Origin of the sequence: Pseudomonas sp. SWI44 (assembly GCF_002947915.1) — a bacterium.
Lineage (GTDB): Bacteria > Pseudomonadota > Gammaproteobacteria > Pseudomonadales > Pseudomonadaceae > Aquipseudomonas > Aquipseudomonas taiwanensis.
The window spans coordinates 3973862-3987654 of the sequence record NZ_CP026674.1 but is presented as its reverse complement, the minus strand read 5'-3'; the positions used below and the strand labels follow the sequence as shown (position 1 = coordinate 3987654).

Annotated in this window: 16 protein-coding genes; 6 read left to right on the top strand and 10 right to left on the bottom strand. The window is 63.7% G+C overall.

Annotated elements, in window-relative coordinates; genetic code table 11:
- Nucleotides 1–102: 102 nt before the first annotated feature.
- Entirely contained in the window at nucleotides 103–1014 is a 912-nt protein-coding gene (locus C4Q26_RS18775) for a LysR family transcriptional regulator (protein ID WP_023381755.1), read from the top strand.
- Between the two features lie 60 nt (nucleotides 1015–1074).
- Here C4Q26_RS18775 and C4Q26_RS18770 read toward each other — a convergent pair whose 3' ends face one another.
- Genes C4Q26_RS18770 through C4Q26_RS18760 form a run of 3 tightly spaced genes read right to left on the bottom strand, consistent with a single transcriptional unit; the run spans nucleotide 1075 to nucleotide 2891 of the window.
- Nucleotides 1075–1596, bottom strand: coding sequence for a DUF2937 family protein (locus C4Q26_RS18770; protein ID WP_023381756.1), 522 nt, complete (start codon nucleotides 1594–1596; stop codon nucleotides 1075–1077).
- Between the two features lie 9 nt (nucleotides 1597–1605).
- Nucleotides 1606–2379 carry a class II glutamine amidotransferase gene (locus C4Q26_RS18765; RefSeq protein WP_023381757.1) on the bottom strand — a complete coding sequence of 258 codons (774 nt, stop codon included), beginning with the start codon at nucleotides 2377–2379 and terminating at the stop codon, nucleotides 1606–1608.
- Between the two features lie 14 nt (nucleotides 2380–2393).
- Nucleotides 2394–2891: a hypothetical protein gene (locus C4Q26_RS18760; protein WP_023381758.1), complete on the bottom strand. Its 498-nt coding sequence runs from the start codon at nucleotides 2889–2891 to the stop codon at nucleotides 2394–2396.
- 158 nt (nucleotides 2892–3049) lie between these two features.
- On the opposite strand from C4Q26_RS18760, the gene C4Q26_RS18755 reads away from it, so the two are divergent.
- Nucleotides 3050–5092: a S9 family peptidase gene (locus tag C4Q26_RS18755; protein ID WP_104883392.1), complete on the top strand. Its 2043-nt coding sequence runs from the start codon at nucleotides 3050–3052 to the stop codon at nucleotides 5090–5092.
- A gap of 117 nt (nucleotides 5093–5209) precedes the next feature.
- Entirely contained in the window at nucleotides 5210–5677 is a 468-nt protein-coding gene (locus C4Q26_RS18750) for a cyclic nucleotide-binding domain-containing protein (protein WP_023381760.1), read from the top strand.
- On the opposite strand, the gene C4Q26_RS18745 is transcribed toward C4Q26_RS18750, so the two are convergent.
- Nucleotides 5674–5952, bottom strand: a complete 279-nt coding sequence (locus C4Q26_RS18745; RefSeq protein ID WP_023381761.1) for a hypothetical protein — start codon at nucleotides 5950–5952, stop codon at nucleotides 5674–5676. The genes C4Q26_RS18750 and C4Q26_RS18745 overlap by 4 nt on opposite strands.
- Before the next feature lie 131 nt (nucleotides 5953–6083).
- Here C4Q26_RS18745 and C4Q26_RS18740 point away from each other — a divergent pair, with 131 nt between their 5' ends.
- A complete protein-coding gene (locus C4Q26_RS18740; protein ID WP_023381762.1) occupies nucleotides 6084–6455 on the top strand; it encodes a YajD family HNH nuclease in 372 nt (123 codons plus the stop codon).
- 71 nt (nucleotides 6456–6526) lie between these two features.
- Nucleotides 6527–6997, top strand: a complete 471-nt coding sequence (locus C4Q26_RS18735; RefSeq protein WP_008095669.1) for an RNA methyltransferase — start codon at nucleotides 6527–6529, stop codon at nucleotides 6995–6997.
- Nucleotides 6998–7021: 24 nt separating this feature from the next.
- Here the strand turns inward: C4Q26_RS18735 and C4Q26_RS18730 are convergent, their stop codons facing one another.
- Nucleotides 7022–8239 (bottom strand): hypothetical protein, encoded by a 1218-nt coding sequence (locus C4Q26_RS18730; protein WP_027907423.1) that lies wholly within the window; start codon nucleotides 8237–8239, stop codon nucleotides 7022–7024.
- 42 nt (nucleotides 8240–8281) lie between these two features.
- Complete coding sequence (locus tag C4Q26_RS18725) at nucleotides 8282–8731, bottom strand: YcgN family cysteine cluster protein (protein WP_023381764.1); 450 nt, start codon at nucleotides 8729–8731, stop codon at nucleotides 8282–8284.
- Nucleotides 8732–8875: 144 nt separating this feature from the next.
- On the opposite strand from C4Q26_RS18725, the gene C4Q26_RS18720 reads away from it, so the two are divergent.
- Nucleotides 8876–9469 carry a nitroreductase family protein gene (locus C4Q26_RS18720; protein ID WP_023381765.1) on the top strand — a complete coding sequence of 198 codons (594 nt, stop codon included), beginning with the start codon at nucleotides 8876–8878 and terminating at the stop codon, nucleotides 9467–9469.
- Nucleotides 9470–9545: 76 nt separating this feature from the next.
- Here C4Q26_RS18720 and C4Q26_RS18715 read toward each other — a convergent pair whose 3' ends face one another.
- The 4 genes from C4Q26_RS18715 to C4Q26_RS18700 form a co-directional block, all read right to left on the bottom strand.
- The gene (locus tag C4Q26_RS18715) at nucleotides 9546–10478 is read right to left on the bottom strand and encodes a D-2-hydroxyacid dehydrogenase (protein ID WP_104883391.1); all 933 of its coding nucleotides are present in this window, start codon (nucleotides 10476–10478) and stop codon (nucleotides 9546–9548) included.
- A gap of 78 nt (nucleotides 10479–10556) precedes the next feature.
- Entirely contained in the window at nucleotides 10557–10850 is a 294-nt protein-coding gene (locus C4Q26_RS18710; protein WP_023381767.1) for a YcgL domain-containing protein, read from the bottom strand.
- A complete protein-coding gene (gene rnd, locus C4Q26_RS18705) occupies nucleotides 10847–11980 on the bottom strand; it encodes a ribonuclease D (protein ID WP_104883390.1) in 1134 nt (377 codons plus the stop codon). Before rnd ends, C4Q26_RS18710 begins: the two co-directional genes overlap by 4 nt.
- Before the next feature lie 124 nt (nucleotides 11981–12104).
- A complete protein-coding gene (locus C4Q26_RS18700; protein WP_023381769.1) occupies nucleotides 12105–13742 on the bottom strand; it encodes a phosphoethanolamine transferase in 1638 nt (545 codons plus the stop codon).
- Between the last annotated feature and the right edge of the window lie 51 nt (nucleotides 13743–13793).

Genomic DNA, 13793 nt, shown 5'->3' with positions numbered 1-13793 from the left:
TATGGACGACGTCTGGCGTCGCGGCCTGTCACCATTGTTCAGAGGCCGTGCGGCTTGAGTCCAACGAGAAAAACCGCCGGTCTGGAACAAGAAAAACTGATCATGAACCTCCGTTTCCTCGAAACCTTCGTCTGGGTCGCGCGGCTCAAGAGCTTCCGCCTCACCGCGGACAAGCTGTTCACCACCCAGGCCTCGGTCTCCAGCCGTATCGCCGCGCTGGAGGCGGACCTTGGGGTTAAGCTGCTGCTGCGCGACTCGCGGGGCGTCAGCCTCACACCGGAAGGCAGCAAGGTGCTGGAGTACGCCGAGCACATGCTCGATACCGCCAAAGCGATGAAACAGTCGCTGGACAGCGACCGGACCAAGGTCGGGCGCATTCGCATCGGGGTGATGGACACGGTGATCCACACCTGGATGAGCGCGCTGGTGGCCGAGCTGACCGAGCGCTATCCGCACGTGGAAATCGAACTGGTGGCCGACACCGCGCTGAACCTGCGCGAACAGCTGCAAAAGGGCTTTCTCGACGTGATTCTGCAGACCGACCTGCTGCGCGAGCAGTCGATTCGCAGCCTGGACCTGGCCCGTTACCCGATGGGCTGGGTGGTGGCCACAGGCTCCAGCCACCACCGCGAATACGCCTCGCTCGCCGAACTGGGACGCGAACGGATCGTCACGTTTTCCAGAAATTCGCGGCCACATCAGGAAGTGCTCAGCCTCCTCCAGGGCGCGGGGTGCGAGATGCCCCGGTTGAACTGCGTGAACTCGGTGGCGGCGATTACCCGGCTATTGCGTGACGGCTTTGGTATTGGTGCGCTGCCGCCTGCGCTGGTGGATGCGGAACTGAGTCGCGGCGAGCTGGTGTTGATCGAAGGCCTGCAACCGCCGCCGAGCCTGGAACTGGTGGTGGCGTGGCAGACCGGGGTGGCCTTGGTCGACGAAGTGGTCAGGGTGTGCAGGCAAGTGCTGGAGGGCTATGCGCGGGATGTCGGCGGCCAGCGGATCGTGCTGGTCTGACGGTCTTGTCGCCCAAGACGCCCCTGTAGCGGGTGCGTTGCAGGCGCTGGCGACAATCGACTAGCGCCAGCTCTCTTTGACTGCCTTGCGCCGTCCACCCAGAATCACCCAGCCAAGCAGCACCAGCAGGCTCTCGACGGCAAACGCCAGCACGAATCCAGTGCCGATCCCCCAGCCAATCGCTTCAGGCACCAGCAGAAGCTGGTAGCTGTAGCCCTTGAGCGTCTCCTCGCGCAGTTGTGGCTCTGGCTGCACCAGCACATGCCAGGTGCGGCTCACCCACGAGCCTTGCAACGCCTGCCATTCATCCTCGAGCAACTGGTTGCGAATCAACAGGCTCTCGATGCTGTTGGCATCGCTGTTGAACACCGGGTCGTCGCTGCCGCGATAGTGCTTGAGCAATGCCTGCAGGTCACCGTTGAAGAACCGCTCGGCCGTCTGCTTGAAACCGTCGAGTGCCTGGCGCGACTCGAACAGGTGCGCCTCGACCCGCTGGGTGTAGTCCTTGACCAGCCCCGGAACCTGGATACCGGCCAGCAGGCCGAACGTGAACAGCAGCAACCGCAGATAACTTCTGAACATGCAGCGTCCTTAGCTCTGGCCGTGGGAAACGCACTCTCCGTGCCGCCACAACGCCCACTGGCCCGGCTCGTAGCGGTTCCAGGTTTCGTTTTCGGTGAGCGCTTCGGTGGCGATCACCGTGACCACGTCGTTGGGGGTGGTTTCGGTGTGAAAATCGACGATCAGGTCGACATCCTTCAAACGCGCGGCACCGAATGGCGCGCGTCGGGTAATGTGTACCAGCTTGGTCGAACAGAAGCAGAACAGCCAGTCGCCGTCGCTGAGCAGGCAATTGAACACGCCCTTGCCACGGTAACCGGCACAGGCCTCCACCAGCACCGGCAGCAACTGCTCCACCTCCACAGGCTCGGGGAAAGCCGCACGGATGCGGTTGAGCAGGTCGCAGAAGGCCGCTTCGCTGTCGGTGTCGCCCACGGGCCGGTAGAACGTCGCCTCGCCCTTGAAGTCGCCCAGCTGGCCGTTGTGTGCGAAGCACCAGTTGCGCCCCCACATTTCACGGACGAACGGATGGGTGTTGGACAGGCAGACCCGGCCGACGTTGGCCTGGCGGATGTGGCCGATGACCACTTCGCTCTTGATCGGGTAGCGCTGCACCAGGTTGGCGACTTCCGATTCGCTACTCGCCGCCGGGTCCTGGAACAGCCGCAGGCCACGGCCTTCGTAAAACCCGATGCCCCAGCCATCACGGTGCGGGCCGGTACGCCCGCCCCGCTGCATCAGGCCGGTAAAGCTGAAGACGATGTCGGTAGGGACGTTGGCACTCATGCCCAGCAGTTCACACATGCTCGTCGCTCCGTTTACAAGCGCGGTTCTACCCGGCCACGGCCGGTCATCGGCGTTGGCGCCGGGTCGTCGCGGTAGCGGTCGCGGCGGTCGGCACCGAAGGCGGACTCGGACGCGACCTGCTCATCCTCGGCTGCCTGACGCTTGGCGGTAGCCTCGGCATTCGCACGGCGCTCGCGGGCGCGTTTTTCCAGCGGCCAGCGGACCAGCACGAACAGTGCATACAGCGCGAAGGCGATCATGCCGTACAGAGCGAAATCGGAGACCGCGCGCCAGGCGTTGTTGCCCACCTTGAAGGCAACGTCCAGGGTGGTGATGGCGATGGCCGGGGCGAAGCTTTCCTTGACCGGGTCTACGATGGTTGGGGTCAGCAGCAGCACCGCCAGGATCACCCGCAGCGGTTCACGCAGCCAGCGCCACATCCAGCCGGTGAGTTTGAAGCCCACCAGCAGGCAGCCCAGGGCGGCAAGGGCGTAGAGGCCCCAGGCGAGGGTATAGTCGTTCTCGGTCATGGTGATCGTGCAAGCCAGGCAAAGAGATGCCTATGATAAACACTTTTCAGGGCGCAGGCGCCCCCCGGCGACAGCGCTAGCCTGTTAGGGCCTCTTCGCGGGTTTCCCCGCGAGGGGGCAGGTACGCGCACCGACAGCCCCCAGCCAAGAGATCCCCGATGCCCAGCAAACCTCAGCCCCCCATCGCCCGCCAAGGCTCGGCAACCGACCCCTACGCCTGGCTGCAACAACGCGACACCCCTGAAGTACTGGCCTACCTGCAAGCGGAAAACACCTACCAGCAAGCCTGCCTGGCCGACCAGGCGCCCTTGCGCGAGCAGCTGTTCGAGGAGATCAGGGGCCGTATCCAGGAAACCGACCTGTCGCTGCCCTCGCCCTGGGGCCCGTACCTGTACTACACCCGCACCACGGCGGGCGACGAATACCCCAGGCACTATCGCTGCCCGCGCCCGGCGGACGACGCCAACACCGTCGATGAAAGCCGCGAGCAGCTGCTGCTGGACCCCAACGCCCTGGCCAATGGCGGCTTCCTGTCGCTGGGCGCGTTCAACGTCAGCCCCGACCACCGCTTGCTGGCCTACAGCCTGGATACCAGCGGCGACGAAATCTACACGCTGTACGTCAAGGACCTGGCCGACGAGAGCGTCACCACCCTGCCCTTCGACGACTGTGACGGCAGCATGACCTGGGCCAACGACAGCCAAACGCTGTTCTTCGCCGAGCTGGACGACACCCACCGCCCGTGGCGCCTGCGCCGCCACACCCTCGGCGAGGCCTCGGCAGCGACGGTGTTCGAAGAGACCGATGGCCGCTTCTTCCTGCACTGCTACCGCTCCAGCTCCGAGCAGCAGCTGGTGCTGCTGCTCAACAGCAAGACCACCAGCGAGGCTTGGGTGCTCGACGCTAGCACCCCGCAAGCCGAATTCACCTGCCTGGCACCGCGCCAGGAAGACCACGAGTACTTCCCGGACCACGGCCAGCTTGACGGTGAGTGGCGCTGGTTCATCCGCACCAACCAGGATGGCATCAACTTTGCCCTGTACCACGCACCGGCCAGCCAGGTACCAACCCGCCAGCAATGGCAGGTGCTGGTACCGCATCGCGATGAAATCATGCTCGAAGGCCTGAGCCTGAACGCCAGCGCCCTGAGCCTGAGCCTGCGCGAAGGCGGCTTGCCGATCATCGAGGTTCGTCCACAGGGCCTGCAGCCGTACCGTGTCGAATTGCCCGATGCGGCCTACAGCCTGTATGTGCAGGACAGCCTGGAGTTTTCCAGCCCCCGCATTCGCCTGCGCTACGAGGCCCTCAACCGCCCGGCCCAGGTACGCCAGCTGGAACTGGCCAGCGGTGCCCAGCAAGTGCTCAAGCAAACCCCGGTGCTAGGGCCATTCGACGCCGACGACTACGTGAGCGAACGCTTGTGGGCTATCGCCCAGGACGGCACCCGTGTGCCGATCAGCCTGGTGCGCCGGCGTACGGATGCCGGCAAGGTCGTGCCACTGTACCTGTACGGCTACGGCGCCTATGGCGAGAGCCTCGACCCATGGTTCTCCCATGCCCGCCTGAGCCTGCTGGAGCGCGGCGTAGCCTTCGCCATCGCCCACGTCAGGGGCGGCGGCGAGCTGGGTGAGGCTTGGTACCGCGCGGGCAAGCAGGAGCACAAGCAGAATACCTTCAACGACTTCATCGCCTGCGCCGAGCACTTGATCGCCGAAGGCGTGACCTGTGCCGATCGCCTGGCCATCAGCGGCGGCAGCGCTGGTGGGTTACTGATCGGCGCCGTGCTCAACCTGCGCCCGGAGCTGTTCCGCTGCGCCATAGCCGAAGTGCCGTTCGTCGACGTTCTCAATACCATGCTCGACCCCGACCTGCCGCTGACCGTCACCGAGTACGACGAATGGGGTAACCCGCAAGCGCCAGAGGTGTATGAGCGGATCAAGGCCTACGCCCCCTACGAAAACGTGAAGGCCCAGGCCTATCCGGCCATGCTGGTGGTCGCCGGCTACAATGACAGCCGCGTTCAGTACTGGGAGGCCGCCAAGTGGGTGGCACGCCTGCGCACGCGCAAGACCGACGACAACCTGCTGCTGCTCAAGACCGAAATGGGCGCCGGCCACGGCGGCATGAGCGGTCGGTACCAAGGGCTCAAGGACGTGGCCTTGGAGTACGCGTTCGTGTTGAATGAGCTGGGCGTGGCGTAAATCGCGTTTTTTGTTGTCATACCCAGCGCAGCGCACCTGAAGGTCCTAACGCCGGCAATCCGGCTCCAGAAGGTGTGCCCCACGCTCTCGGACAACAGCCGCGAAGAAGAACGACACATGCCCGACCAAACCCTTCTGAACACCGAAATCCGCGACATGCTCATGGACTGCGGCCAGTTCGACAACCTGCAGCTCAGCGACTTCCAGGCCGCCGCTGGTTATTTCAGCCTGACCGAAATCCGTGAGGGCCATACCATCTTCAACGAAGGCGACGCCGGTACCTTCATGTGCATCCTGCACCAGGGCGTGGTCTCGGTGCGCAAGACAGACAGCACGGGTGCCCAGGTCGAAATCGCCACCCTGCGCAAGGGCCGCGCCTTCGGTGAAATGGCCGTACTCGACGGCGAACGGCGCTCGGCCAGCTGCATCGCCGCCAGCGACTGCCTGCTGTTGACCCTGGGCAAGGACTCGCTGGAAAAGATGCTCAATGAGGCACCCCGTATCGCCGCACGGATCATCCGCGCGCTGGCCGTGACCCTTTCGAAACGCCTGCGCATGCAGGATGGCCAACGCCTGGCACTTTAATCGTCGTCAGGCGGTGGTTTCACCGGTTCAGGGCGCAACCCAGGCAAAGGCTGGTCCTTGGGCGGTCCAGGCACCGGCATCGGTGGCAACAGCGGGCCACCTGGCTGGCTGTCATTCGCCTTGGGCGGCGTGCTCGGGGTGATTTGCGGGTAAGGCGTTGGCGTCGGCGTGCCAGGCGCTCCAGGCACGGGTGTGTTGATCCGCGGTGGCGTACCCGCGGCTTCGACTGTTGGCACCACGGCGAGCAGCAGCGCGGTGAGGATCGCACGGACCATCTGCAACCTCCTGTCGGGACCAATCTACAGGCTACGCCTTCCTGGCACTTTTTGCCTGTCCGAGGGCCCCGCAAGCGCGCTAGACTCAAGAGTAGAACCGTCATTTGCCTGATCAAGACAAAGGAAACACCATGAGTTCGGCCTCCACTTCCGCCGCCACCGCCCGCCTCGACCGCATCCTGGCCGACGCCAAGCGCGACAAAGAAATGGGCTACCGCGACAAAGCCCTGAAAATGTACCCGCATGTGTGTGGCCGCTGCGCCCGTGAGTTCTCCGGCAAGCGCCTGAGCGAACTGACCGTGCACCACCGCGACCACAACCACGACAACAACCCCCAGGATGGTTCGAACTGGGAGCTGCTGTGCCTGTACTGCCACGACAACGAGCACTCGCGCTACACCGACCAGCAGTATTTCAGCGAAGGGTCGACCAGCACGCCAAGCATCGCCAAGGCCACCCACAACCCATTCGCTGGGTTGGCGGGCATGCTCAAGAAAGACTGAACGTCGTTTCGCCCCCCCACTGCCGCCGGGTAGCCCGTATAATCGCGCTTTTTTGCGAAGGACCCCGGCACGTGGCAAACAAACGGTACAGCTGCATCGGCCTGTTCAATCCCAAATCAGCGGAGAACGTAGGTTCGGTGATGCGCGCAGCGGGTTGCTACGGCGTCAACTCGGTGTTCTACACGGGCAAGCGGTATGAACGCGCGCGTGACTTCGTCACCGACACCAAGCGAGTGCACTACGACATCCCATTGATCGGCATCGATGACCTGCAGCGCATCATTCCGCTGGGGTGCACACCCGTGGCGGTGGAGCTGGTCGAAGGCGCCCGCCCCCTGCCCGAGTACACCCACCCCGACCGCGCCATCTACATCTTCGGCCCGGAAGACGGCAGCCTGAGCGCCGATGTTCGGGCGTGGTGCGAAGAGACCATCTACATTCCGACCGAGGGTTGCATGAACCTGGCGGCGACGGTGAACGTGGTGCTGTATGACCGCTTGGCCAAGGGGTTGAATACCCGCTCCGGGCCCAAGTTCAAATAAGCGAACCGCGCTGGCGGCGGCCTATCAGTCGCCCGAAGCCAGGACCTTGCTTTGCAACGCCTCGGATCGGCGCCCCAGCACGTTTTCGCTGATCTGTACGAACGCCTCGGTGCTGACGCTCGGCAGGCGCATCAAGGCCCGGGCCACATCATCCAGCGAGCGCTTGGCCTGGGTGTGAAGACGGATCTCCTTGTCCAGCGCCTGCAACAACAGCACACCACGCGCCACCTGCGCCGGGGTCGCGTGCTCGCCGCCCAAGTGAGAGACCTTGGCCGCCTGCTTGTGCAGGCGCGCCTGCCAGGCCTGGTAACGGTCATCGCTGACACCGCCGGCCCGGCGTAACAATTCGCTGGCGTAGTAGTCGGTGAGGCTTTCGCCGATCCAGTCACTGTCCTCGTGGCCGTGGATCTGTGCGAACAACTGCACCAACTCGCGCAACAACGGACTGCTGCCATTTTCGCCCACCATGGGTCTGGCGCTGTGCAGGTACAACGATCCCTGCGCCGCCATCGCCCCGCGCCACATGCCATCGCGGGCCCCCACCACCAGCAGCTTTGGCGGGTTACGCGGGAACACCGCCTGCAACTGCGGCCAGACGAAGGTCAGCAGCGTCAGGTTGTCCATTCGGCGCATGCCCTGTCCCACCGGAGCGGCGACAGTGACCTCGGTCTCGCCCAGACGAGCACGGCGGCTGCCCAGATTGCCCGCGAGCATCCAACCGGTCGGGCGGTCGAACAAGCGCGACACGTTGTCGATGCGAAATTTGTCCTTGCCGATACGCGGCCACGCCGTCTCGACGCTTTTCCAGCCGGCAGGCAGGTCGAATGCCAGGCGCGCCACCAGCTCGGTACCGTCCTGCTGGTCGAGGCGCGCCGACGGCACCAGTTGCTCGCCCTGGAACAATGCCCAGTGCGGGGTCATGCGCGATGAATACGCGCCACTACGCAGTTTCTGGTCCAGTTGCACCCGGTAGCTGAGGCTGGTCTTGCCCGCCGCCGGATGCCACACGCCACGCTCACCCTGCTGTTGCCATTGCCCATCGGCCTGAAAACCGCTGTACGCACCCGCCTTGCCCAAGTCGAAATCCAGCGAGCGTACGGCGCTGCCATCGCCCAAGGTCAGTCGCACTTCGGCCTGGCCTTGTTCGGGCAACAGGCGCACCTGGTAATCGAGATCGACCTTCTTGGCCCAGGCTGGGGCACAGGCCACGAGGCCCAACAGCAACAACAGCTGACAACGCATACAGAAACTCCTTGTTTCCCAGAGGCGACTGGGCGCGCCGTTTCAGCTGGCGCGGAAAATCAGGTGGTCTTCCCAGTCGTCTTCATCCACATCATGCTCGCTGAGCATACGCCCGGACTGGGAAATGCGCTGTTCGTGGACTTGTTTGCGGTCACCGCACACCAGAGGGTGCCAGGCTGGCAGGTCCTTGCCCTCGCTGACCAGGCGATAGCCGCAGGTGCTGGGCAACCATTTGAACTGGTCGGCCTTGCCCGGCGTGAGCTGGATGCAGTCGGGCACATGGGCGAAGCGGTTGGGGTAGTCGCTGCACTGGCAGGTGTTCAGGTCCAGCAACTTGCAGGCGATGCGGGTGTAATAGACGCTGTTGTCGTCCTCGTCCTCGAGCTTTTGCAGGCAGCACAAACCACAGCCGTCGCAAAGCGATTCCCACTCCTGCGGGTCGAGTTGTTCGAGGGTCTTGCGCCGCCAGAACGGCGCGTCGTCAGCAATCATCACACGGGTTTCCTGCAGTCATCTTGAGTCCGCGGCGCGCGGCGGCGCCAGTCTAGAGCCTGGCCTTCGGCAAAGCCAGACCGCTTGTCAGTCCCGCGCGCAGGCAGTAGCGTGCGGTATTTCCCACCCATTGCAGGAGCAGCCATGAGCGCCAACCCTCGCATCGCCGATTACGCCATCAACGAGCAGTTCATCAACCGCTGGTCGCCCCGCGCCTTCACCGCCGAGCCGATCAGCGAAGCAACCTTGCTCAGCTTCCTGGAAGCCGCACGCTGGGCGCCATCGGCCTACAACTCGCAGCCGTGGCGTTTCCTTTATGCACGCCGGGACACCGCGCATTGGGAGCGCTACCTGGACCTGCTGGTGCCGTTCAACCGCAGCTGGGCGCAACAGGCCTCCGCGCTGGTGCTGATCATCTCCAAGACCACATTCGCCGCACCCGGCACCCACGAAGAGAAGCCGGCCCTGTGGCACACCTTCGACACCGGGTCCGCCTGGGGCCACCTGGCACTGCAAGCCAGCATCAGCGGTTGGCACACCCACGGCATGGCCGGGTTCGATCAGGCGTTGGCCCGCGAAACACTGAAAATTCCCGAGGGCTACGAGTTGCACGCCATGGTGGCGATCGGCAAGCTGGGCGACAAGGCCAGCCTGGACGAAGCGCTGCAAGCCCGTGAAGTGCCGAGCCCACGCCGACCGCTGAGCGAGTTGGCGGCCGAGGGTGATTTCAGCCTCTGAGCCTTTGGCTGGCTTTCCGGCTTGATCGCCGGCAAGCCGGCTCCTGCGTGGGGTTGGCCGCAACGCTGCAGATAGTTCAGTAACCCCGGGCGAAAGCCACTTCGCCACGCAACCCCTCGCCCGCCTGATACCCGCGCACATTCTCGACGAACAAGCGCACCATCGCCACCGGCGACGTCGGTGCCGAGCTATGCCCGGTCAGCAGCAAACCCCAGGCGGTCCAGAACGGATGCCGCTGGGGCAAAGGTTCTTGCCGGCAGACGTCGATCACCGCACCCGCCAGGTGCCCTTGCTTCAACGCCTCGACCAGGTCGGCATCGACCACGGCCACACCTCGACCGGCATTGATGAACAACGCACTGGGCTGGAACCGCTGGAACAGCGCTGCGTCGTACACATCATGGGTCGCTGTGGTATCCGGTAGCAGGTTGAGCACGTAGTCGACCTGCCCCACCAGCCGCGGCAAGTCCTCCAGGCCAGCCACCTCGACGAACGGCGCCTGCTCGCGGGCACGGCTGGCAACGCCGTACAGCGTCACCCCGAACGGCTGGAGAAACTCGGCCACGCACTGGCCGATATCACCGGTACCGACGATCAGCACCTTGCGCCCTTGCAGCGAACGCCCAGGACGATCATCCCAGCGCCGCTCGACCTGGCTGACCAGGCGTGACAGCACTTCGCGCTCATGGACCAGCATATAGGTCAGCATGTACTCGGCCATTACCTGGCCAAAGATGCCCACCGCCCGGGTCAAACGGTAATCACGCGGCAGGCCCTGGGCCAGCAACGGGGTGATGCCGGCCCAGGTCGATTGCATCCAGTCGGGTTTGTGGCCCTGGCGCAGCAGGCTTGCCAGCAAGTCCGGCTGGCCCAGCCATACCGGGCATTCTGGCGCCTGGCGCGCCAGTTCGGCGGAATCGCCGCTGGTCAGGATTTCCAGATCCGGGGCCAACTCACTCAGCAGGCGGGCATAAGTGGCATGATCCTGTTCAGCGATCAGAACGCGCATCGACGTGACAACCTTGACAGATAACGACAGCGGCCCGATCTGCGGGCCGCCTGGCAAAAGTGGGTAACCGCGCCTGGGTCAGGCGGGATCGTTACGGCGCAGCAACTCTTCGGGCAGGTGCTCGATGTAGTCGTCTTCAGGTGGCGGCATCTGCAGGTGATAGCCCTGGTTCTCCAGGTTCTCCAGCACCTTCGCGATGTCTTCGCGGGCCAGTTTGCGCTCAGGGGTCAACACCAGGTCGAAGGCGTGCACGGGGGTGCCGAAGAACGGCAGCAGGCCTTCGGGTACGCGCTCCAGGCCGTCGGCCTTGAGCACATAGAGGTACATTTCGTGCTTGCGGGGGCTCTTGTAGATCGAGCAGATACGTTTCATTGGGTCTCTCCGGCGCCCGCCAGGTTGTCCAGCAGGGCCTGGCCCATGCGCTGGCGACGCCAGCCGCGCAGCGAATCGGGCAGTTGATAAGGGCCATTGGGATAGCCGCTCTTGAGCAAGGCTTCCAGGGTCTTCTTGCGCAGCATCAGTTCCGGGGCGATGCCCAAACGTTCGCCTTCGGCCTGGCCAACGGCGCGCAGGCGCTTGAGGATGCCTGCGGCTTCGATCGGCAGTGGTTCGGGCAGCGCCTGCGGCCATTGCTCCTTGGGCAGGCCGGCGGCACGCTTGATCAGCTGGATCAGGAACTCGCCGTCCTGCCGAATGGTGCGCGGGTGCATCTCGTCGATCTTGGCCAGGCCCGACAGACTGTCGGGTTGGGTCCTGGCCATCGGCCACAGCGAGTGCTCCTTGAGGATGCGATTGCGCGGCACATCGCGGCTGCGGGCCTCTCGCTCGCGCCAGGCACAGAGTTCGCGCAACACCGCCAGTTGCTGGGGCGACAGCTTCCAGGCCAGCTTGACCTCACGGTAGAGGGTTTCAGGCTCGACCTCACGGCGCAGCTGAGCCACCAGCTCGGCACCGTCTTCCAGCACCCAGGCGTACTTGTCATCGGACAACCGCGGACGCAGGGCGGCGAACAGCTCGGCCAAATGCACGGCATCCTCGGCGGCGTAGCTCACCTGGGTTTCCGACAGCGGCCGCTGCAGCCAATCCGAGCGGGTTTCGCCCTTGGGCAGCTCGATGCCCAGCACTTCCTGAACCAGGCGCGAATAGCCCATGGAGAAGCCCAGGTTCAGGTAACCAGCCGCCAACTGGGTGTCGAACAGCGGCTGCGGCAGCTTGCCGGTAAGGCGCAGCAGCACTTCGAGGTCTTCGCTGCAGGCGTGCAGCACCTTGACCACGGCGCTGTCATCGAGCAGCTCGGCCAAGGGTTGCCAATTGCCGATCAGCAGCGGGTCGATCAAGAACGCCCGCTGGCCATCGCCGATCTGGACCAAACCGGCCTTGGGGTAAAAGGTGTCGACGCGCATGAATTCGGTATCGAGCGCGACGAACGGCAGTTCGCGCCAGCGCAGGCAGTGTTCGGCCAGGCTCTGGTCGTCACGAATCCAGTGTATTTCGATGGCCACGAGGCTCTCCCACTAACATTGGCGCGCAGTATATACGGCGCGGGCACTGCTGGTGAAACCTGCGCCATCCTTGAGGTCGATCAGTGGTGTCCTGGAAGCCTTGATGAGGGGGCTGGACATTCTCTCAGCGCTTGGCCGCCAGCCAAGGCCGGCAGCTGGCGAACATGTCCAGCGACTGCTGGTAGACCTCGGTGTGCACCTGCAGCAGGCCGAGCATCGAGTGGAACAGGTTGTCCTGGGACAACGGCGCGTCGCTGAGCTTGGCCAGGCAGTCGTTGTCGATGCCGAAGTCTTCACGGTAGCTGTCGGAGAACCAGGTCAGCAGCGGCACATGCTTTTGCTGCTCCGGTGCCATCATGTAGGGCGTGCCATGCAGGTACAGGTTGTATTCGCCCAGCGACTCGCCATGGTCGGACAGGTAGATCATCGCGGTATCGACCTTGTCCTGCTTGCTGCGCAGGATGTCGATCAACGAGGCCAGCACCTTGTCGGTGTAGGCAAGGGTGTTGTCATAACCGTTGATGATCTCCTGCTGGCTGCACTGGTCCAGCGCATTGCTCTGGCACACCGGGCCAAAGCGACCACTGTCCGCCGGATAACGCTTGTAGTACTCCGGCCCATGACTGCCCATCTGGTGCAGCACCAGCACGGTGTCCTTGTCGAGGTTGTCGATCAGATCGCCCAGGCCCTGCAGCAGGATTTCGTCATGGCATTCGCCGTTGGCGCAGAGCGTCGGGTCCTTGAGGTTGCTGACATCGACGAACTGCACACGGTCACAGGTGCCCTTGCAGCCGGACTGGTTGTCGCGCCACTGCACGGCAAGACCCGCGCGCTGGAGGATGTCCAGCAGCCCTTCGCGATTCTTGGCCACCCGTGCGTCGTAATCCTTGCGCCCCATGCCGGAAAACATGCAAGGCACCGACACGGCAGTCTCGGTCCCACAGGAGTGCACATCGGAAAATGCTACCAGGCCCTGCTCCTTGGCAAGGCTTGGCGTGGTGTCGCGGTCGTAGCCGAGCACCCCGAAGTTCTCTGCCCGTGCGCTTTCGCCCACGACCAGGACGGTCAGCGATTTGCGCTCATGGTGCTGCCAGGCGGCATCGCGACGGGCATCTTCGCCGTAGTTCTCGAACGGCCGCGCAGCCGTACCGACCCGCTCGCTGACATAGCCAATGGAAGCACCGACGATGTTGCTGGGGGTCAGCATCAGGCGCAGTTCGTGATGGTTTCGAAACAGCGACGACAGCCCTTGGTAGTTGACCAGCGCCACCGAGCCCAAGGCCACGACACAGGCACCGCTGACCACCAGTTTGCCGAGCAGTTCTCGGTGCCAGGCGCGGTAGGCGATGGGGGCCTTCCACAACAGGACCGAAGGCAATACACCGAGCAAAAGTATATAAAGCGCAAACTTCAAGGAGAGCAAGTCACGCACTTCGGCAACATTGGTCTCGGCGATATTACGAAACATCCCCGAGTCAATTAGCACACCATATTGGTTCATGAAGTAAGCGACCCCCGCGCCACTCATGAACAAGAGGATCAATAGCGGTTTTAATACGTAGCGGAAGGCAAACAGCGTCAAGATCAGATTGAAGGCGAACACCATCAGCAGGGCGAACGCCAACCCCAACCAAAGCCCGGTCATGCCCGGCGGCAGGATGTGCTCCAGGTGCTGCCAGAGGAAGGCATTGAAGCCGATCAACAGGTAAAGGCTGGCAAGCAGCGTAACCCATTCGGTCCGCAGGTATTTGAAGTTGAGCATCAGCGTTCGCAATCAAGAGTGATTATCAGCCAAGGCCTGAAAGGCACCTTG

Bases quoted from the DNA above. Each gene is read 5' to 3' on its own strand.
- C4Q26_RS18775 (WP_023381755.1), top strand. From the start codon at position 103: ATGAACCTCCGTTTCCTCGAAACCTTCGTCTGGGTCGCGCGGCTCAAG.
- C4Q26_RS18770 (WP_023381756.1), bottom strand. From the start codon at position 1,596: ATGTTCAGAAGTTATCTGCGGTTGCTGCTGTTCACGTTCGGCCTGCTG.
- C4Q26_RS18765 (WP_023381757.1), bottom strand. From the start codon at position 2,379: ATGTGTGAACTGCTGGGCATGAGTGCCAACGTCCCTACCGACATCGTC.
- C4Q26_RS18760 (WP_023381758.1), bottom strand. From the start codon at position 2,891: ATGACCGAGAACGACTATACCCTCGCCTGGGGCCTCTACGCCCTTGCC.
- C4Q26_RS18755 (WP_104883392.1), top strand. From the start codon at position 3,050: ATGCCCAGCAAACCTCAGCCCCCCATCGCCCGCCAAGGCTCGGCAACC.
- C4Q26_RS18750 (WP_023381760.1), top strand. From the start codon at position 5,210: ATGCCCGACCAAACCCTTCTGAACACCGAAATCCGCGACATGCTCATG.
- C4Q26_RS18745 (WP_023381761.1), bottom strand. From the start codon at position 5,952: ATGGTCCGTGCGATCCTCACCGCGCTGCTGCTCGCCGTGGTGCCAACA.
- C4Q26_RS18740 (WP_023381762.1), top strand. From the start codon at position 6,084: ATGAGTTCGGCCTCCACTTCCGCCGCCACCGCCCGCCTCGACCGCATC.
- C4Q26_RS18730 (WP_027907423.1), bottom strand. From the start codon at position 8,239: ATGCGTTGTCAGCTGTTGTTGCTGTTGGGCCTCGTGGCCTGTGCCCCA.
- C4Q26_RS18725 (WP_023381764.1), bottom strand. From the start codon at position 8,731: ATGATTGCTGACGACGCGCCGTTCTGGCGGCGCAAGACCCTCGAACAA.
- C4Q26_RS18720 (WP_023381765.1), top strand. From the start codon at position 8,876: ATGAGCGCCAACCCTCGCATCGCCGATTACGCCATCAACGAGCAGTTC.
- C4Q26_RS18715 (WP_104883391.1), bottom strand. From the start codon at position 10,478: ATGCGCGTTCTGATCGCTGAACAGGATCATGCCACTTATGCCCGCCTG.
- C4Q26_RS18710 (WP_023381767.1), bottom strand. From the start codon at position 10,850: ATGAAACGTATCTGCTCGATCTACAAGAGCCCCCGCAAGCACGAAATG.
- C4Q26_RS18700 (WP_023381769.1), bottom strand. From the start codon at position 13,742: ATGCTCAACTTCAAATACCTGCGGACCGAATGGGTTACGCTGCTTGCC.